Annotated in this window: 14 protein-coding genes; 3 read left to right on the top strand and 11 right to left on the bottom strand. The window is 66.5% G+C overall.

Annotated elements, in window-relative coordinates:
• Nucleotides 1-67 precede the first annotated feature (67 nt).
• Nucleotides 68-1231, top strand: a complete 1164-nt coding sequence (locus ACEUCR_RS02370; protein WP_392442656.1) for a thiolase family protein — start codon at nucleotides 68-70, stop codon at nucleotides 1229-1231.
• Here the strand turns inward: ACEUCR_RS02370 and ACEUCR_RS02365 are convergent.
• From ACEUCR_RS02365 to ACEUCR_RS02315, 11 genes are all read right to left on the bottom strand, one after another.
• Nucleotides 1228-2448, bottom strand: a complete 1221-nt coding sequence (locus ACEUCR_RS02365) for an EAL and HDOD domain-containing protein (RefSeq protein WP_041994054.1) — start codon at nucleotides 2446-2448, stop codon at nucleotides 1228-1230. The genes ACEUCR_RS02370 and ACEUCR_RS02365 overlap by 4 nt on opposite strands.
• Before the next feature lie 197 nt (nucleotides 2449-2645).
• Nucleotides 2646-3920 carry an outer membrane protein transport protein gene (locus ACEUCR_RS02360; protein ID WP_408787829.1) on the bottom strand — a complete coding sequence of 425 codons (1275 nt, stop codon included), beginning with the start codon at nucleotides 3918-3920 and terminating at the stop codon, nucleotides 2646-2648.
• Nucleotides 3921-4151: 231 nt separating this feature from the next.
• On the bottom strand, nucleotides 4152-5438 hold the full coding sequence (locus ACEUCR_RS02355; RefSeq protein WP_041994048.1) for an outer membrane protein transport protein: 1287 nt from the start codon (nucleotides 5436-5438) through the stop codon (nucleotides 4152-4154).
• 391 nt (nucleotides 5439-5829) lie between these two features.
• Nucleotides 5830-6573 carry a DUF3379 domain-containing protein gene (locus tag ACEUCR_RS02350; RefSeq protein ID WP_111874605.1) on the bottom strand — a complete coding sequence of 248 codons (744 nt, stop codon included), beginning with the start codon at nucleotides 6571-6573 and terminating at the stop codon, nucleotides 5830-5832.
• Complete coding sequence (locus ACEUCR_RS02345) at nucleotides 6566-7147, bottom strand: sigma-70 family RNA polymerase sigma factor (protein WP_111874604.1); 582 nt, start codon at nucleotides 7145-7147, stop codon at nucleotides 6566-6568. Before ACEUCR_RS02345 ends, ACEUCR_RS02350 begins: the two co-directional genes overlap by 8 nt.
• Complete coding sequence (locus tag ACEUCR_RS02340; RefSeq protein WP_408787826.1) at nucleotides 7147-8754, bottom strand: BatD family protein; 1608 nt, start codon at nucleotides 8752-8754, stop codon at nucleotides 7147-7149. The genes ACEUCR_RS02345 and ACEUCR_RS02340 overlap by 1 nt, the downstream gene beginning before the upstream one ends.
• Nucleotides 8751-10175 carry a VWA domain-containing protein gene (locus tag ACEUCR_RS02335; RefSeq protein WP_408789020.1) on the bottom strand — a complete coding sequence of 475 codons (1425 nt, stop codon included), beginning with the start codon at nucleotides 10173-10175 and terminating at the stop codon, nucleotides 8751-8753. The genes ACEUCR_RS02340 and ACEUCR_RS02335 overlap by 4 nt, the downstream gene beginning before the upstream one ends.
• On the bottom strand, nucleotides 10175-11116 hold the full coding sequence (locus ACEUCR_RS02330) for a VWA domain-containing protein (RefSeq protein WP_408787823.1): 942 nt from the start codon (nucleotides 11114-11116) through the stop codon (nucleotides 10175-10177). Before ACEUCR_RS02330 ends, ACEUCR_RS02335 begins: the two co-directional genes overlap by 1 nt.
• Nucleotides 11113-11595 carry a DUF4381 family protein gene (locus ACEUCR_RS02325; protein WP_408746493.1) on the bottom strand — a complete coding sequence of 161 codons (483 nt, stop codon included), beginning with the start codon at nucleotides 11593-11595 and terminating at the stop codon, nucleotides 11113-11115. The genes ACEUCR_RS02330 and ACEUCR_RS02325 overlap by 4 nt, the downstream gene beginning before the upstream one ends.
• Nucleotides 11592-12506 (bottom strand): DUF58 domain-containing protein, encoded by a 915-nt coding sequence (locus ACEUCR_RS02320; protein ID WP_408787820.1) that lies wholly within the window; start codon nucleotides 12504-12506, stop codon nucleotides 11592-11594. The genes ACEUCR_RS02325 and ACEUCR_RS02320 overlap by 4 nt, the downstream gene beginning before the upstream one ends.
• Nucleotides 12497-13447, bottom strand: a complete 951-nt coding sequence (locus tag ACEUCR_RS02315) for an AAA family ATPase (RefSeq protein WP_111874599.1) — start codon at nucleotides 13445-13447, stop codon at nucleotides 12497-12499. Before ACEUCR_RS02315 ends, ACEUCR_RS02320 begins: the two co-directional genes overlap by 10 nt.
• 181 nt (nucleotides 13448-13628) lie before the next feature.
• On the opposite strand from ACEUCR_RS02315, the gene fadI reads away from it, so the two are divergent.
• Together fadI and fadJ are read left to right on the top strand one after the other, a co-directional pair.
• Nucleotides 13629-14939 (top strand): acetyl-CoA C-acyltransferase FadI, encoded by a 1311-nt coding sequence (gene fadI, locus ACEUCR_RS02310; protein ID WP_392442678.1) that lies wholly within the window; start codon nucleotides 13629-13631, stop codon nucleotides 14937-14939.
• Complete coding sequence (fadJ, locus tag ACEUCR_RS02305) at nucleotides 14939-17086, top strand: fatty acid oxidation complex subunit alpha FadJ (RefSeq protein ID WP_111874597.1); 2148 nt, start codon at nucleotides 14939-14941, stop codon at nucleotides 17084-17086. Before fadI ends, fadJ begins: the two co-directional genes overlap by 1 nt.
• Nucleotides 17087-17260 lie beyond the last annotated feature (174 nt).

Raw genomic sequence — 17260 nt, 5'->3', positions numbered from 1 at the left:
CGCAAGTGCTTGTCCTTCAAGGCCTGGCACCTTATGTTACCGATATGTAACCAGGAGAGGCAAAGAGATGGATATCGTCATAGTTGCGGCCAAACGCACCCCCATGGGGGCCTTTCAGGGGGCCCTCGCCACCTTGAGCGCCGCCGAGCTGGGGGCATGCGCCCTGGCCGCCACCCTCGATGAGGTCGGGGTAAGCCCGGACAGGATCCAGGAGGTGCTGATGGGCAATGTGCTGGCGGCGGGCATGGGACAGGCGCCGGCGCGTCAGGCGGCGCTGGGGGCCGGCTTGCCGGTGAGCGTGCCTTGCACCACGGTCAACAAGGTGTGTGGCTCTGGCATGAAGGCGGTGATGCTGGCCGCCGACAGCCTGCGCCTGGGGCAGGGGGAGATGATACTGGCGGGGGGAATGGAGAGCATGAGCCGGGCCCCCTATCTGCTGGACAAGGCGCGGGGCGGCTATCGCATGGGCCACCAGCAGATCCAGGACAGCCTCTTTCTCGATGGTCTGCAAGATGCCTACGATGGCCAGCTGATGGGGGTCCATGCCCAGGCGAGTGCCGACAGGGCCCAGATCAGCCGGGCCGGGATGGATGCATTTGCCATGGGATCGCTGGAGCGGGCCTTGCGGGCGCAGCGAGAGGGGCGCTTCGCCGCGGAGCTGACCGAGGTGCGCCAGGGCGACAGGGTGCTGCTGGCCGAGGATGAGCAACCCGGCAAGGCCCGCATGGAGAAGATCCCCACCCTCAGGCCCGCCTTTCGCCCCGATGGCACCATCACGGCGGCCAACAGCAGCTCCATCTCGGACGGCGCCGCGGCCCTGCTGCTGATGCGTGAAGAGACGGCCCTGGCCGAAGGCCTGGTGCCGTTGGCCCGGATCCGGGGCTATGTGAGCCATGCCGGCGTGCCCGCCGAATTTGTCTCGGCCCCGGTGGCCGCCATCAACCGTCTGCTGGCGAGCCTGGGCTGGCGCAGCGACCAGGTGGATCTCTATGAGGTGAACGAGGCGTTCGCCATGGTGAGCATGCTGGCGATGACGGGGTGTGCCATTCCGGCGGAGCGGCTCAACGTCCATGGGGGAGCCTGTGCATTGGGACACCCCCTCGGCGCGAGCGGGGCCCGGATCCTGGTGACCCTGGTCCATGCCTTGCGGGCCCACGGCTTGAAGCGGGGAGTGGCGGCCCTGTGCATCGGGGGCGGGGAGGCCACGGCCCTGGCGCTGGAGCTGATCTAGGGCTGATCCATGGCGTTGAGCTGCTCGCTCACCCAGGCGGTGGCGCTCAGGTAGAGCTGACTGACCTTCTCTTCATTCAGGCCCAGGCGGGCGGTGTGCATCGCCACCCTGGGCCAGTTCGCCGCCTCGTAATCCTCACAAAATGTCAGATAGAAGCCGAGTTTGCCCTCTTTCGCCAGCAGGGCCCGGCGGATCTCGTCCGTGATGGGCACGCTGCCGAGCAGGGTCGCCATGGGTTGCTCCATCAAGACATCGAGCAAGGAGAAGAGGCCGACGATGAAGGCTTGCTGGCTCTGGGCGGTGGAGGCATGGGCCAGGGCCAGCAGCTCGCAGAAGCGGGCCCGGATCAGGGACATCTGGTAGAGCTCGGCACTTTTGCCCTGGCCGGCGCCGCTGGTGGCGATCAGGGTGACGAAGCGCCTGAGCTGGGTGTGGCCCAGGTAGATCGCCGCCTGGCGAAAGGAGGAGATGGGCTTGCTGCGCCCCTTGAGGTTGTTGACATAGCGCAACAGCTTGAGGGAGAGGGAGACATCCTGGCCGAGCAGTTGCTCGATGCGCACCAGGTTGGGCTCGGACTGGTTCACCTCGTTGAGCAGCTGGATCACCACCATCTGGGCCGGCTGCATGGTGGCGCGCTTGACCATCTCGGGGCGACTGAAGAAAAAGCCCTGAAACAGGCTGATGCCCAGGGCCTGGGTCTGCTCGAACTCCTGCTTGCTCTCCACCTTCTCGGCCAGGTAGGTGAGGCGCAGGTGGCGATGGCGCTGGATGAAGGAGGCTATCTTGGGCAGGGGGCTCAGGCGCAGGTCGAACTTGATGATGTGGATCCAGGGCAGGAATCGCTCCCAGGCCGAGGACATGGTGAAATCGTCAAGGGCCAGGCGATAGCCGAGCTGGTGCAGTTCCTGGACCTTGGCCAGCAGGGCATCGTCCGGGAGGGCATCCTCGAGGATCTCGATCACCACCTGCTTGGGAGGCAGGCACTCCGCCAGCCCCTCCAGCAGCACATCGTGGGGAAAGTTGATGAAGCAGGGGCGACCGCCCAGCAACTGGTCGATGTTCTGCTGCAAGAACTGTTCGACCACCAGGCGGGAGGTGGCCTGCCGGGACGAGATGGAGGGGAAGACATTCTCCAGGCTATCGCGAAACAGCAGCTCATAGGCATGAGTTTGCAGGCTGCTGTCGAGTATGGGTTGCCTGGCCACGTAGGAATACATGTCGTGCTCCGTGATGAAGATTGGCTTGATAGTATGGCGAAGGGAGCCACTATGCCAGTTCACCCGGGTGGGTGGGGACAATAAGCGGCCGTCATCGGGACCGAATGGTCAATATCTGGCTGGTTTACGGGCGTCGTGGGCTGAAACGGCCCCGGTCAGGGCCGCCGTGGTAAATCTTGCGTGCCCTGGTGGGCACATCAGAACAGGTAGTTAAGCTGCATCCCCGCGAGCCAGGCATCCCCTTCCGAGCTGCCCGTGAAGGTGGAGCGGGTCGCCGCAACACCGGGTCTGAGCTCCATGGTCTCGTGCACCGCCGCCTGCTTGCCGTCGATGAAGGTGAGCCCCAGATCCAGGCTCAGTGCCTGGCTGATGCGATAACCCGTGCCCAGACTGTACCAGATGCGATCCGAGTCAGGGATGGAGATGGTGCGCCGCTCTGTCGGCACCGGGCTCTTGTCGTAGGCCATGCCGGATCTCAGCTGCCAGTCCGGGCTGAGCCGGTAGGTGAGCCCCAGGGCATAGCGCCAGCTGTCTCGCCACTGCTCATCCTTGATGTGCATGGTGCCGTGCTTGTCCAGTTGAGCCTCGAGCTGGGTGAAGCGACTCCAGTTGGTCCAGTTGATGCTCGAATGGAGGGCAAGGGCCGGGGTGAGCTGGTGGAACAGGGCCAGCTCGGCGCTGGCGGGCAGGATCAAGTCCAGTTCGCCCTTATCCTGGAAGGGGCGCCCCTGCTCGTCGATGCCGATGGCATCTCCCGCCAGGGTGAGGGTCACGTCGTGACGGTAGGCGAGGCCGACCCGGGTCTGTTCTGAATGCTCATACAGGGTCCCCAGGTTCCAGCCGAAGGCCCAGCCATCCCCCTTGAGATGCTTGGCGACCATGTCGTTGGCGGGGAAGGTGCCCCCCACTTCCCCCTCGCCCTGGATGGCATTGACGCCGGCGCCGAACGACCAGTGTCGGTTGAGCCGATACGCCAGGGAGAGCCCCAGATCCAGGGTGCGGATGTCGGAGACATTGCCAAACTGGCCGGCGTTGTAGCGGCCCGGCATCTCGACCCCCAGGCCAAAGTAGGATCCGGCCGACAGGCCCAGACGCCACTCCTCCCCCAGGGGCATGATGAGGGCTAGGTTGGGTACCCAGGCGGCGTTGGCAATGTCGTGGGCACTGGCATCCAGGGTGACGGGACCACGGGCGGTCGGCACCTGGGTCTCCCCCTCTATGTTGACGTCGGGGCGCACATAGATGACGCCGGCAGAGAGGGCGATCTCGTCGAAGCGCGTCATGGCGGCGGCGTTGCGTGACAGCACGCTGGCGTTGTCGGCGATGGCCGCCTCCCCCGCGAAGGCACGGCCCATGCCGGTGGCAGATTGTTCCGCCAGCTGGAAGCCGGCCGCCTGTACCAGGGTGGGGCAGAGCAGCAGGGGCAGCAGTCCGAGGGAAAAGTGGGGGCGCACGCTATTTTTTACACTCATGTCAGCATTTTTATTTGGTTTTGTAGTGGGAGCGGGATTTTATATGGTACGACCAGCAATGCAATCCATGGCGGCGGCGGGGAGGCAAAAGAGGAGGATATGCTGGCAAAGGGTGGGCTAACAGATTGATAAAGAAAGAAAAGCGTACAGCTGTGTGCTACAGCTGTACGCGGAGTTGGCCGGTCGTATAAAAAAAGGGCGCCCGCAGGCGCCCTCACAGTGAGGCGGTGATCAGAACATCATGTTGAACTGGGCAGCGGCCAGGAAGGCATCGCCGTGGGAGGTGCCCTTCCAGCGCAGCTGGCTGTCGTGGCCGGTCAGGCCTTCGTTGACATCGACGGACTTGCCATCGATATAGGTCATGCCGAAGTCGACGCTCATGTCCGGATTGATGTGGTAGGTGGCACCGGCGCTGTACCAGACACGGTCGGAGTCAGGGATGCTCAGGCTGCGGTATTCCGCCTCGATGGGGGTGTTGTCATAGGCGAGGCCGACGCGGGCTTCCCAGGACGGATTGACGTACCAGGTGCCGCCGATGGCATAGCGCATCGAGTCCTTGAACTCCTCGGGCTTGTAGAGGCAGACCCCGGCACCGTCGGCGCTGACACAGCTGTCGCTGGTGGCGTTGAGCTCCTTGAAGGCGCTCCAGTCGGTCCAGTTGACCGAGTAGTGCACGGCGAATTGCGGGTTCAGGCGGTGGTAACCGGCGAACTCGGCCTGGGCCGGCAGATCGAGGGGGAGCTTGCCATCCACCTTCTGCATGCGCGACGAGGTCCCTTGATAGTCCCCCTCGAAGGTGATGTCGACCTGGGAGCGATAGGTCAGGGCGAAGCGGTGATCTTCGTTCACTTCATACATGGCGCCCAGGTTCCAGCCCCAGCCCCAGTCATCCCCTTTCAGGTGGGCAAGCTTGGTGTCCGGGCTGACCTGGGTGCCGAGCTGCTGGCTGACCGCAGGGGCCAGGACACCGGCGCGGCGGTTCAGTTCCGCCTTGGCGTAGACCAGGTTCAGACCGGCGCCCAGGCTCCACTGGGAGTCGATGCGGTAGGCGATGTTGGGGTTGAGGTTGATGGTCATCAACTCGGTGTTGCCCGCGACGGCGCCGCCGGAGAAGTTGTCCGAGTATTCGGTGGAGAGGCCGTAGTTGGAGAACATGGCCAGGCCCCAGGCCCACTGCTCGTTGATGGGCTGGATGAAGTAGGCGGCAGGCACGAAGGCGTCCGGGGCTATGTTGTTCTCGCTGGAGTCATAGGCGCCGGCAATCTTGCCGTCCACGTCCACGCTCGGGTGGATGTAGCTGCCAGCGACCGAGATCGCCATCTTGTCAAAGCGAGTCATGGCGGCCGGGTTGCGGGCCAGCACAGAGGCGTTGTCGGCAATGGCGGCTTCACCGGCGAAGGCGCGGCCCAGGCCTGAGGCTGAATGTTCGTTGAGCTGGAAAGCTGCAGCGAAGGTTTGGGTGCTGGCCAGGGTGATGGCAGCGGCAATCAGGCTCTTCTTGAAAAAGGCAGTCGTCATGGTGTTCTCTCTTTATTTGGCAGATTTTTTGCCGCGCTATCCCGGCGTAATCGCCGCAAAAGCTGACAAGATCTGTTGTTATGTTCGCATCTTCCCAATGATTTCTGGCGTGATTCTATGGATCTGGTAGGAGGTAAGAAATCAGACCAGTGAGAGCAGAATACATAAAAGTTTCTATTGTGTTAATGGTTTGTTTGATGTCGGCGCAAAAACGAGCGCATTCGGGCTTTATTGTTTAATTAATCAGCCATTGAGGGCCTGAAGCGACAGAGAAGTTTTTTGGTGTGCTGACGAGAAACGGCCGGGAATGGGCGAGAAACGGACGGAAAAATGGGGGAAGCCCCACACAGAGCATGACAAGCTCTGGGTGGGGGCGTCGTTAAAAAGGGGTCTAGATGGACCAGTGCAAGCGGGACTCAATTTGCCTGGAGAGGGGATCAAGCGGTTCGTCCATCTCGCCGATCAACACCAGGTTGGCCCCCTTGAGCGGGATCACCTCCCCCTTGAGCCGGCCATCATCGAATCGTGGGTCCAGGCGCAGGGGCACATGCTTGGGCACCATGAAGAGGGTGACGGGCCCCATCTTGCCTTGCAGCACCATGTGCAGTGCAGGGCCCTGATAGAAGGCACAGTGATTGACATAGGTGATCCTGGCCATGTCCTGCATGTTCATCAGGGTGGCGCCGTACTTCTCCATCTTGGCGTTGATGGTCTGAAGCGACACCTGCTCGTCGACCCCGGCGATGAAGGGCTCTTCCCCATAGACGTGAGCCAGCGCCACCTGGGCCAGAGAGGCCTGCGCTGGCGGGCTGCTCGGCCAGGGCAGCCAGCGGGTGCTGACCCCGATCAGGAAGGCGACCGAGGCGGCGATGGCCAGAGGCTTCCAGCCCGATGCCCGGGGCGCCGGGGGGCGGCTCGGCGGCGATTCGGCGCCGATGGCCTGCCTGAGCAGCAGCCGCTCGGCGAGTCCGGGGGGGACGTCCACTTTCATCCCCTGGCTGAGCCTGTGATCGAACTGCTTCATCTCCTCGAGCCACTTGCGGTTGGCGGGGGACGCCTTGGCCATGTCGGTGAAGGCGTCCTGGGTATCATGAGGATCGATGACAGCCCGGCGGCGAAACTCCAGCTCATCCATTCCCGTGTCCTCTCTGTTGTGCGGTTGACGCCATGGCCTCTCGGATCTGGTTGCGTGCCCGAAACAGCCGGGTCATCACAGTGTTCTTATTCAGGCCCAGCTGCTGGGCTATCTCTTCGCCGCTGAAGCCACCGATGACTTGCAGCAGCAGGGGCTCCTGGTACTCCTCCGGCAATCTGGCGATATGGCGGCGCAGCCACTCGTGCTCCATCTCCTGCTCGCTGTGCAGCGCCTCGTCATCGCTTTGGGGAAACTCGTCCAGATCGATGAGATCGAAGCGCTTGCGCTCGAAGCGGCGGGCATTTTCCCGCCGCAGTATGGTGATGAGCCAGGGCTTGGCCGCCTTGTCGTCGACCAGGCTGTCGATGGCCCGCCAGGCGCGCAGGTAGGTCTCCTGCACCAGATCCTCTGCCACATGGGGATCCCGGCACAACCAGTAGGCGTAGCGATAGATGTCCCCATGCAGGGCATGGACCAGGGCTTCATATTTTTTCTGTTTATCTGCCATACCCTCATTGACCGGGGATGGCACAGGTTCCTTTCCCGTTTTCTTGCGAAACAGCGAAAACCCCATCACTGAGTCTCCTTGTGGTGATCCTTGTGGCGATAAGTGCCGTCCAACCAGGCGACTCGTCTGAGCAAGCCGGCGATCCCCCTCGTCTCATAGGCGCACAGGGCAAGGGCGAGGGGAGCGCCGTCAAAGTGAGTCAGTGTACCAAAGCAGGCCGCCTGCAGGGTATCGAGGGCGGCCGCCATTGGTGCCGAAACGGGGATCTCCCCTGGCCAAAGGATGGCAGGAGAGAGGGGGCCGGGCCAGCGCCGGCGTCGCCAGTGCAGCAGGGCGTGGCGACTGTCCTCGGCATCGCCCCGCCGCAGGGCCTGTTGCAGGCGATAGAAGGCGAGCCAGCGACCCAGGCGAGGGCGGCAGGGCACCAGCAGGAGAGGCAGCAGGGCCCAGATGAGCAGAGGGACGCGGGGGCCGGAGGGGGCCGCCGAGGCCGACGGGCTTGCGGGATCGGGGGCGAAGCTCACTCGCTGGCCGGGCAGGATCAGCTGCTCGATGCGCCCGTTTCGGGTGTTGAGCCAGGGCAGGCGGATCTCGGGCAGCAGATAGTCGCCGGGCTGGGTGGCACGCAGGGCCTGGCGCCACTCCTGCTCGTACAGCAGCCGGCCATTGGCGAGGAAGCGCTCGCGGCGCTGGCTGCCGTCGCCCTGCACCCTGAGCCCGGCCACGTGCACCTCGGGCAGGCTCACCTGGCTGCCATCCCCATCCTCCAGACGCAGGCGAAGGGTGCGGATGATGGGCTCGCCCAGGGTGGCCTGGCGGCTGGTGAACTGCTGGCTGAGGGTGAGGCGGCGCGCCACCAGGGGCACTGGGGCCTCATCCACATGCAGGGAGAGGGGGCCCGCCCGCCCGGCCAGAGGCTGGGGCCTGTCCCCCAGCAGATAGCTGGCCTGCAACCTGGGGGCGGTCAGGGTGAAATCCCCGGCCCTCCTGGCCTGGAACAGCCAGCGGCGGATCAGCACCCCGGGCTCGCCGGCGCGGGCACCGGGGCGCCACTCATCCTCCCCGAGGCGACGTATGGTGAAGTCCGGGTGCGCGGGCTCCTCCAGCCCTGGCTGGCGGACTGGGTCTGGCAGAGTGATGTGCAGGGCATAGACGAAGGGTTGGCCCGGGTAGAGGGGCCCTTCATGGGCGAGTCTGGCCCGCTGCGTCACCCTGGGGGGAGGTGGCGCCGTGTCCGCCTCCCTCGCGGGAAAGGGGGGCAGGGGGATGGACCAGTTGGCGAGGCGCAGGGGGGGCAGGGGGGGCAGGGGGGCGGGCTGACCGTGAAGCGGGATCAGCCAGCGAGTCGAGGGGCCATCCTCGCCCATGCCCTGCTGCAGGGAGACCCGCCCCACCGCGAACTGGCGCAGCAAGGGGGTGATGATCAGGGCCCCGGCGGGCCAGCGCCCCGGTGCCTCTATGATCAGGCGCCACTCATCGGGCCGCTCAGCGGCCAGGATCTCGACCCTGGGGGGCGGGGATGCCTGGTGCGAAGAGATCATGGCCCCGTCCCCCTGCCCCCCCTTCTGCCGGGGGAGGGAAGGCTCGGTCCCCAGGGCCGAACCGGCTGCGGTCAGCGCCACCAGCAACCACGGCAGCCAGGGGGGGGCCAGCTGGCGATGGCGCCGGCTCATCCCGGATCCTCCGGGCGGGCCAGCAGACCCCGGCGCAGCGCCTCCTTGCGCAGGCGCTCCTTGAGCAGGATGACGGGGGGGGCCGGATCCGCCGTGCCCTGGGGACTGGCCTTGGTCTCGTCCGAGGAGGGGGCCCCGCCCATGGGGGGAGGCGGGGCGCTTTGTTCGAGCAGGGCCAGGTTGTAGCGGGCGTCCTGATGGGCCGGATCCTGGGCCAGGCAGGCGAGGTAGGCGAGTCTGGCCTCCTCGATGCGTCCCAGCTGTACCAGGGCATTGCCGCGATTGTAGTGAGCTGTGGGTCCTGACTGTTCCCCATAGGCGGCCAGGGCCCGCTCGAAGTCGCCGGCCCGGTACCAGGCATTGCCGCGCCAGATCGGGTCTTGAAACAGCCGCGCTGCCTTGAGGTAGTCGCCATCGCCATAGGCCTGCAGCGCCGCGGCCGGATCGTATTGGGCGGCCTGGAGCGGCATCTGGGGCGGCAGGCAGAGCAGCAGCGCCAGCCAGAGGGCGCCGCGCCGGGCCAGCAGGCAGAGCAGCAGCAGGGGCAGCAGCAGCCAGGGACCGAGCTCCTGGCGCCCGGCGGGATCCGGCGCCAGATCCGTGGGCAGGGGAGCAAAGGTGGGCAGGCCCTCGCCCAGGGGCTGCAACTGACCGCCGAGGCGGCGGGCGAGCCCGGCCATCAGGGCAAGATCCGGCGGTGGCAGGCTGGCTCGTCCCAGGGCCAGCGCCAGCTCGCCGCCGAGGGGAACCTGGGCCTGGGTCGCGGCGAGCAGGATATCGAGGCGAGGTGCCCCGGGTTGGCGCAGACACTGCCAGCGTCCCTGACAGGGCCAGAGCGCGGCGATGTCCTCGGCCTGGCGCGCCGTCAGGCCGTCGCTGACCAGCAGCAGGCGCGCCCGCTGGCCCGGCGGGATCTGGGCCAGCCCCAGGGCCAGGGCGCGGACAGGGTTGGAACCTTGCAGCGGCATGATGTCGGGACGTACGTCCGGCAGCAGGCGGGCAATGGCCTCCCGGTCGCGGGTGGCGGGCATGGCGAGATAGGCATCCGCGGCAAACAGGATGAGGGCGATGCGCCGCCCCTGGCTCTGGGCCAGCAGATCCTGGAGCAGCAGGCGCGCCCGGGTGGCGCGATCCGGCGCCAGATCCGGCGCCGCCATGGAGCGGGAGAGATCCAGCAGCCAGATATCCAGAGGCGGGGCGACCCGGCTCCCTTGTCCCTGCTCCAGCACGGGGCCGCAGAGGGCCAGGATGGCGGGCAGGGCCGCCCACCAGCGCCAGGGCACTGTGGTCCCCTTTCGCGGCAGCAGATAGCGGCGCATCAGGGGGCTGAGCAGGGGGGCTTGCCGGCGCTGTCGCCAGCCGAGCCAGAGCCAGGGGAGCAGGGCGAGCAGCCACCAGGGGCGCAGCAGCATGAGCTCCATCAGGGTCGCCGCCATGGGCTTGCCGCCGCCATCAGCCCAGGCAGCAGGAGCAGCAGGAGCGAGAGGGCCAGGGGCCAGGGGTAGAGCTCGGTCACGGGCCGGTAACTGTGCAGCGGCCTGGCTCCCGGCGCCAGGGTATCGAGGGCCCGGTTCATGGCGACGAGATCGCGCTGGGTGCGGGCGCGAAAATAGCGTCCCTGGCCGATGGCCGCCAACTGGGTGAGCAGGGGCTCGTCGAGCTCGGCGCTGGGATCGGGCCGGGCCGGGGTCAGCACCTGGCTGCCGGGGTCGGCGCCGACCCCCAGGGTAAACAGGGTGATGCCTTCGGCCCGGGCGGCCCTGGCCTGGGTGAGGGGATCGGCACTGCCGGCCGTGTTGCGACCATCGGTGATGAGCAGCAGGGCCGTCTCACGGTCCGGATCCCGGTGGCGGCGGGCCAGGGCGATGGCCTCGCCAAGCGCCGTGGTGCGCCCGACCAGGTCGAAATCCAGCTCGTCGGCCAGGGTCAGCAGCGCCTGGGTCTCTTCGCTCAAGGGGGCGAGCAGGTAGGCGTGATCGGCAAAGACGATGAGGCCAATCCTGTCCCCCCGACGGGCAAGAATGAGCGCCTTCACTTGCTGGCGCACCGCCGTCAGCCTGTCTTGCTGCTGGCTGCCATCGAACATGTCCGGGGTGCGCATGCTGTCGGAGAGATCCACCGCCAGCAGCAGGTCCCGGCTACCCTGGTACTGGGTGATGGGCTCGCCCACCAGCTGGGGGCGACACAGGGCCAGGATCAGGGTGCACCACAGCAGGATCCCGTACCAGAGGGGCAGGCCCCCCTGGGGCCCCAGCAGGGGGAAGCCATCGTGGTGCAGGCGGTGACGGCGCAGGGGCGGCAGGGAGCGCACCAGCAGGGGCAGCACCAGGGCGAGGGCGAACCAGGGCCAGGCCAGGCTCATGGGGTCGCCTTGCCCGCCAGGAGGCGACCGAGCAGCAGGCGGCGTCCCAGACGCAGGTAATCGGCATAGAGGGCGCGGCGCTGGGTCAGGGTCGGTTGCTGGCCGCCATAGAGCCAGCCATCCCATTGGGGGTGCCAGCGGCGAAAATCGGTCTGGCCCTGCTGGTCGAGCCAGCCGAGCCAGGGTTCACCTCGCAGGGATCGGCAGTGGGGCCAGCGGGTCAGGCTCTCCTGGCGCAGCCGATCGTGCAGCCGATCCAGCCAGAGGGCCGGATCCCCTCTATCCGGCGGGCTCAGGGCCCGGCACCAGCAACCGTAGCGCCACAGCCGTCGCCCCAGCCAGGCGACGAGGATGAGGGTCGTCAGGGCCAGGGCCAATAGCAGCAGGGCCTGGAGGCGGGGATCCAGCCAGTCGTCCAGCAGCGGGGGGCCGGGGTGGATGTCGCGGATCTGGCGGGCGAGGGTGGCGGCCTGACTCATGACGCCTCCCACTGGGCCTGCAGGGACTGGCTGCCATCGAGCAGGGTCAGACGCCGCACCAGGGGCAGCAGCCAGGCCTGGCAGAGGGCGTGCTGCCGGGCGGCTGCCTCCCGGTAGCGACGGTTAAAGGAGGGGCTCATGGCATCGAGCCAGCCGGGGCCCTGCTGGCTCGTCACCGGCAACCGCTCCTGACCCCAGATCCCGGCTTCCAGGGGATCGCGGATCTGCCAGTAGTCGATGGGGTGCGCCCCGGCGAGGGCGGTGAGGGCCTGGCAGAGGGGATCCGGCGGGACCTGATGATCGCCAATCAGGGTGAGCCGGGCGCCGGCCGGGAGGCGAGCGCGCAGCAGGGTCACGGCCTCGGTCAGGGTCCCGTGCAGGGGGGCACGGGCCAGCCCGGCGTGGTAGTGCCGGCAGATCTGGTGCAGCAGGGGCAAGGGGGGCCCCTTCTGGTTCAGGATCTGCGGCGTGAGACCATGGATCTGCAGGGTCTGGGGGTGGCGCGCCCCTTGCCAGAGCAGGGCGGCGGCCAGCTCGCAGGCGAGCCTGGCCTTGAGCCTGTCGCCCGAACCGAAATAGAGGGCCGGGGAGAGATCGAGCAGCAGCCAGTGGTGCTGCTCCTGCTCCTCTTCGTAGAGGCGGGTGACGGGGCGACCGAGCCGGGCCGTCACCCGCCAGTCGATGTGGCGCACCTCGTCGCCAGCCTGATAGGGGCGTAGCTCGCGAAAGTCGAGGCCAGGCTGGCGGCGACGGGCGCCGCCCTCGGCGGTGCCGTGGCGGCGTGGTCGCGGCAGGGAGGCCAGCAGCCGGGTGGCGATGAGGTCGGCGAGGGGCAGATGTAGCTCGGGGGGCCAGGGGGTGGCCGGCTCCCCTGTGGTCGTGCCCCCGGGCGTGGCGCCTCTCAGGGGCATGGCACCCACTCCAGCAGGCGCTGGATGATGGCGTCCGTGGGGATCCCCTCGGCCTGGGCCTGGTAACTGGGCAACAGCCGATGGCGCAACACCGCCGGGGCCAGCAGCTGGATGTCGTCGGGCAGTACATAGTCCCGTCCCGCCAGCCAGGCGCGGGCCCGGGCGGCGCGGGCCAGCCCCAGGGTGGCCCTGGGGCTGGCGCCAAAGGCGATCAGGGGGTCGAGCTCGGGGGCGATGCCGCTGCCGGGGCGGGTGGCGCAGATCAGCTGCACCAGGTAGTGGGCCAATCTGGGCTGCATCATCACCTTCAGTACGGCATCGCGGGCCCCTTGCAGGGTCTGGGGATCGATGAGGCAGGGCGAGGGGGGGAGGGTCTCCCCCTGCTCCCCCAGCTGCAGGATGGCCAGTTCCAGGGCCGGGCCCGGGTAGCCGACCTCCAGCTTGAACAGGAAGCGATCGAGCTGGGCCTCGGGCAGGGGGTAGGTGCCCTCCTGTTCTATCGGGTTTTGCGTGGCAGCCACCATAAAGAGGCCGGGCAGACGCCAGCTCTTCTTGCCCACGGTGATCTGGCGCTCGGCCATGGCCTCGAGCAGGGCGGATTGCACCTTGGCCGGGGCGCGGTTGATCTCGTCTGCCAGCACCAGGTGGTTAAAAAGTGGGCCCGGTTGGAACTGAAAGCTGGCATCCTGGGGGTGGAACACCTCGCTGCCGGTGAGATCGGCGGGCAGCAGATCCGGGGTGAACTGGATGCGGGCGAAGCGCCCTTCGATGGCACTGGCCAGTACTTTGACCGCCCGGGTCTTGGCGAGGCCGGGGGCGCCTTCGATCAACACATGGCCTTCACATAACAGGGCGATGAGCAGGCCGTCGATGAGTTCGCCCTGCCCCAGGATCTGGCTGGTCATGTGGTCGCGTACTTGTCGAAATTCGGCCAGGGCCATGGGATAAACCTATTGTTTTAATAGAAGTTGATCTTTTTATACTCCAGATGACCGCAAGGTGCGAGAACCGAGTCCGCCCGTCGCGGATTTAGTTTCAATCAGCTGTATGAAACTTGTGAGTGGATTGTTAAGATGTGGCGCGATGAGGTCTGACCTCTTCCCATTGACCCAAGGAGCCAGGATGAAACAGCCTTTACAACTGACGACTCGCCAGGGCGAACGGATTGCCGTCGTGGCGGGGCTGCGAACCCCCTTTGCCAAGCAGGCCACCGCCTTTCACGGCGTGCCTGCGGTGGATCTCGGCAAGCTGGTGGTGAGCGAGATGCTCGCCCGCACGGATCTCGATCCCACCCTCATCGATCAGCTGGTGTTCGGCCAGGTGGTGCAGATGCCGGAAGCCCCCAATATCGCCCGGGAGATAGTGCTTGGCACCGGCATGAGCGTTCACACCGATGCCTACAGCGTGTCGCGCGCCTGCGCCACCAGTTTCCAGGCGGTGGCCAATGTCACCGAATCCATCATGGCCGGCACGGTGGACATCGCCATCGCCGGCGGGGCCGACTCCTCCTCCGTATTGCCCATCGGGGTGAGCAAGAAACTGGCCCGCGCCCTGGTCGATCTCAACAAGGCGCGCACCTTTGCGCAAAAATTTGCCATACTGCGCCGGCTCGGTGCCCGGGATCTGCTGCCGGTACCGCCGGCGGTGGCCGAGTACTCCACCGGCCTCTCCATGGGTCAGACCGCCGAGCAGATGGCCAAGAGCCACCAGATCAGCCGCGAGGCGCAGGATGCCCTGGCGCACCGCTCCCACACCCTGGCGGCAGAGGCCTGGGCACAAGGCAAGCTGAGCGGCGAGGTGTTCACCGCCCATGTGCCCCCCTACAAGTCGCCGCTCGAGCGGGACAACAACATCCGCGAAGGCTCGGATCTGGCGAGCTACGCCAAGCTCAAGCCGGTGTTTGACCGGGTTCATGGTTCTGTCACCGCCGCCAACGCCACCCCGCTCACCGACGGCGCCGCCGCCGTGCTGCTGATGCGCGAGGGGCGGGCCAGGGAGCTCGGCCTGGAGCCGCTTGGTTACATCCGCAGCTTCGCCTTCTCCGCCATCGACGTGTGGCAGGACATGTTGATGGGGCCCTCCTATGCGACCCCCATCGCCCTGGATCGGGCCGGGATCACCCTGGCCGATCTGACGCTCATCGACATGCACGAGGCTTTCGCCGCCCAGACCCTGGCCAACATCAAGATGTTTGCCAGCCCGGAATTTGCCCGGGACAAGCTGGGCCGTGACGGCGCCATCGGCGAGATCGACATGGACAAGTTCAACGTGCTGGGGGGCTCATTGGCCTATGGTCACCCCTTCGCCGCGACCGGCGCGCGCATGATCACCCAGACGCTCCATGAGCTGCGCCGCCGGGGTGGGGGATTGGGGCTCAACACCGCCTGCGCGGCGGGTGGACTGGGTGTGGCCATGGTGTTGGAGGTGGAATGATGAACGAGCACACATTTTCTCTGGATATTCGCAAAGACGGCATCGGCATCCTCACCATGGACGTGCCCGGTGAGAGCATGAACACGCTCAAGGCGGCCTTCGCCGACGAGATCCGCGCCGTGCTGGCCCAGGTGCGGGCCAACAAGGATCTGATCGGTCTGGTGATCGTCTCAGGCAAGCCGGACTCCTTCATCGCCGGGGCCGATATCAGCATGCTGGATGCCTGCACCAGCGCCCAGGATGCCCAGATCCTGTCACGGGAAGGGCAGGAGGTATTCGCCGAGATCGAGCAGCTCGACATCCCGGTGATCGCCGCCATCCATGGCCCCTGTCTCGGCGGAGGGCTGGAGCTGGCGCTCGCCTGCCATGGCCGGGTGGCGAGTGACCATGGCAAGACGGTGCTGGGGGTGCCGGAAGTACAGCTCGGCCTGCTGCCGGGATCCGGCGGCACCCAGCGTCTGCCACGCCTCATCGGGGTGGCCAAGGCGCTGGATCTGATGCTGACCGGCAAGCAGGTCAGGCCCAAGCAGGCGGGCAAACTGGGGCTGGTGGACGAGGTGGTGCCCCCATCCATCCTGCTCGATGCCGCCATCAAGCTGGCCCACAAGGGCAAGCCCCGTCACAGCCTGAAGCGGGATCTGCAGGGCAAGCTGCTGGAGACCAGCGGGGTGGGGCGCAAGGTGCTGTTCGACCAGGCCCGCAAGGGGGTCATGGCCAAGACCCGTGGCAACTATCCGGCGCCGGAGCGCATCCTGGACGTGGTGCGCATCGGCATGGAGGAGGGGATCCAGGCCGGCCTTGCCGCCGAATCCCGCCATTTTGGCGAGCTGGTGATGACGGCGGAATCCGCCGCCCTGCGCTCCCTCTTCTTCGCCACTACCCAGATGAAGAAGGAGGTGAGCTATCAGGGGGCCGAGCCGCGCAAGGTGAGCCATGTCGCCGTGCTGGGGGGGGGCCTGATGGGAGGCGGCATCGCCTATGTCACCGCCACCAAGGCGGGGGTGCCGGTGCGGATCAAGGACGTGGCGAGCGCCGGCATCGGCAACGCCATGCGCTACAGCCATGATCTGCTGGCCAAGCGGCTCAAGCGCCGCCAGATCCTGCGCAGCGAGCTGGAAAAGCAGATGAGCCGGCTGACCGGCACCCTGGACTACTCCGGCTTCCACCGGGTGGACCTGGTGGTGGAGGCGGTGTTCGAGGATATCAACCTCAAGCACCAGATGGTGCAGGACGTGGAGCGCGAGTGCGGTGAACACACCGTCTTTGCCTCCAACACCTCCTCCCTGCCGATTCACCAGATTGCGCAAGGGGCCGCCCGCCCGGACAAGATCGTGGGTCTGCACTACTTCAGCCCGGTGGACAAGATGCCGCTGGCGGAAGTCATCCCCCATGCCGGCACCAGCGCCGAGACGGTGGCCACCACCCTGGCCTTCGCCCGGGCCCAGGGCAAGACGCCCATCGTGGTGAAAGACGAGGCGGGCTTCTATGTGAACCGCATCCTGGCCCCCTACATGAACGAGGCGGCGCGCCTGGTGCTGGAAGGGGAACCGGTGGAGGTGCTTGATGGCGCCCTGCAGGACTTCGGCTTCCCGGTGGGCCCCATCACCTTGCTCGACGAGGTGGGGATCGACGTGGGGGCCAAGATCTCCCCCATCCTCGAGCAAGAGCTCGGCGGCGAGCAGTTCCAGGCCCCCAAGGCCTTTGACAAGCTGCTGCAAGACGATCGCAAGGGGCGCAAGAACGGCAAGGGCTTCTACCTCTACGGCAAGGCGGCGCCCCGCAACCGCCTCACCGGCAAGGAGGGCAAGAAGACGGTGGACGAGAGCGTCTATGCCCTGCTCGGGGTCAAGCCCCAGGCCAGACTCGCCAAGCGGGAGCTGGTGGAGCGCTGCGTGCTGCTTATGCTCAACGAGGCGGCCATGGCGCTCGATGGCGGCGTGGTGGCCTCGGCCCGGGATGGCGACATAGGTGCCATCTTCGGCATCGGCTTCCCCCCCTTCCTCGGCGGCCCGTTCCGTTACATGGATCGCCTCGGCATTGGCGAGCTGGTGGCGCGTCTGGAGCACTACCAGCAGCGTCTGGGTGAGCGCTACGCCCCCTGTGCCAGGCTCAAGGCGATGGCGGCAGAGGGGCTGAGCTTCTACTGAGCTGGCGCCATGACATGATGATCTGCAGAGGCGACCCTGGGTCGCCTCTGCTGTTGGTGGGCGGGCTGGATTATTTGTCGCAAAAAATTGATCTGGCGCAAAGTGGCCCCCTATATATTCCTTTGGTGGCATAGGCTTGGCTGGCCAGTTAGGTTCCAATAGAAACGACAGTGA

Origin of the sequence: Aeromonas bivalvium, assembly GCF_046078285.1 — a bacterium.
Lineage (GTDB): Bacteria > Pseudomonadota > Gammaproteobacteria > Enterobacterales > Aeromonadaceae > Aeromonas > Aeromonas bivalvium.
The sequence above is the reverse complement of the archived record's forward strand: the minus strand, read 5'-3'. Positions and strand labels throughout refer to the sequence as shown.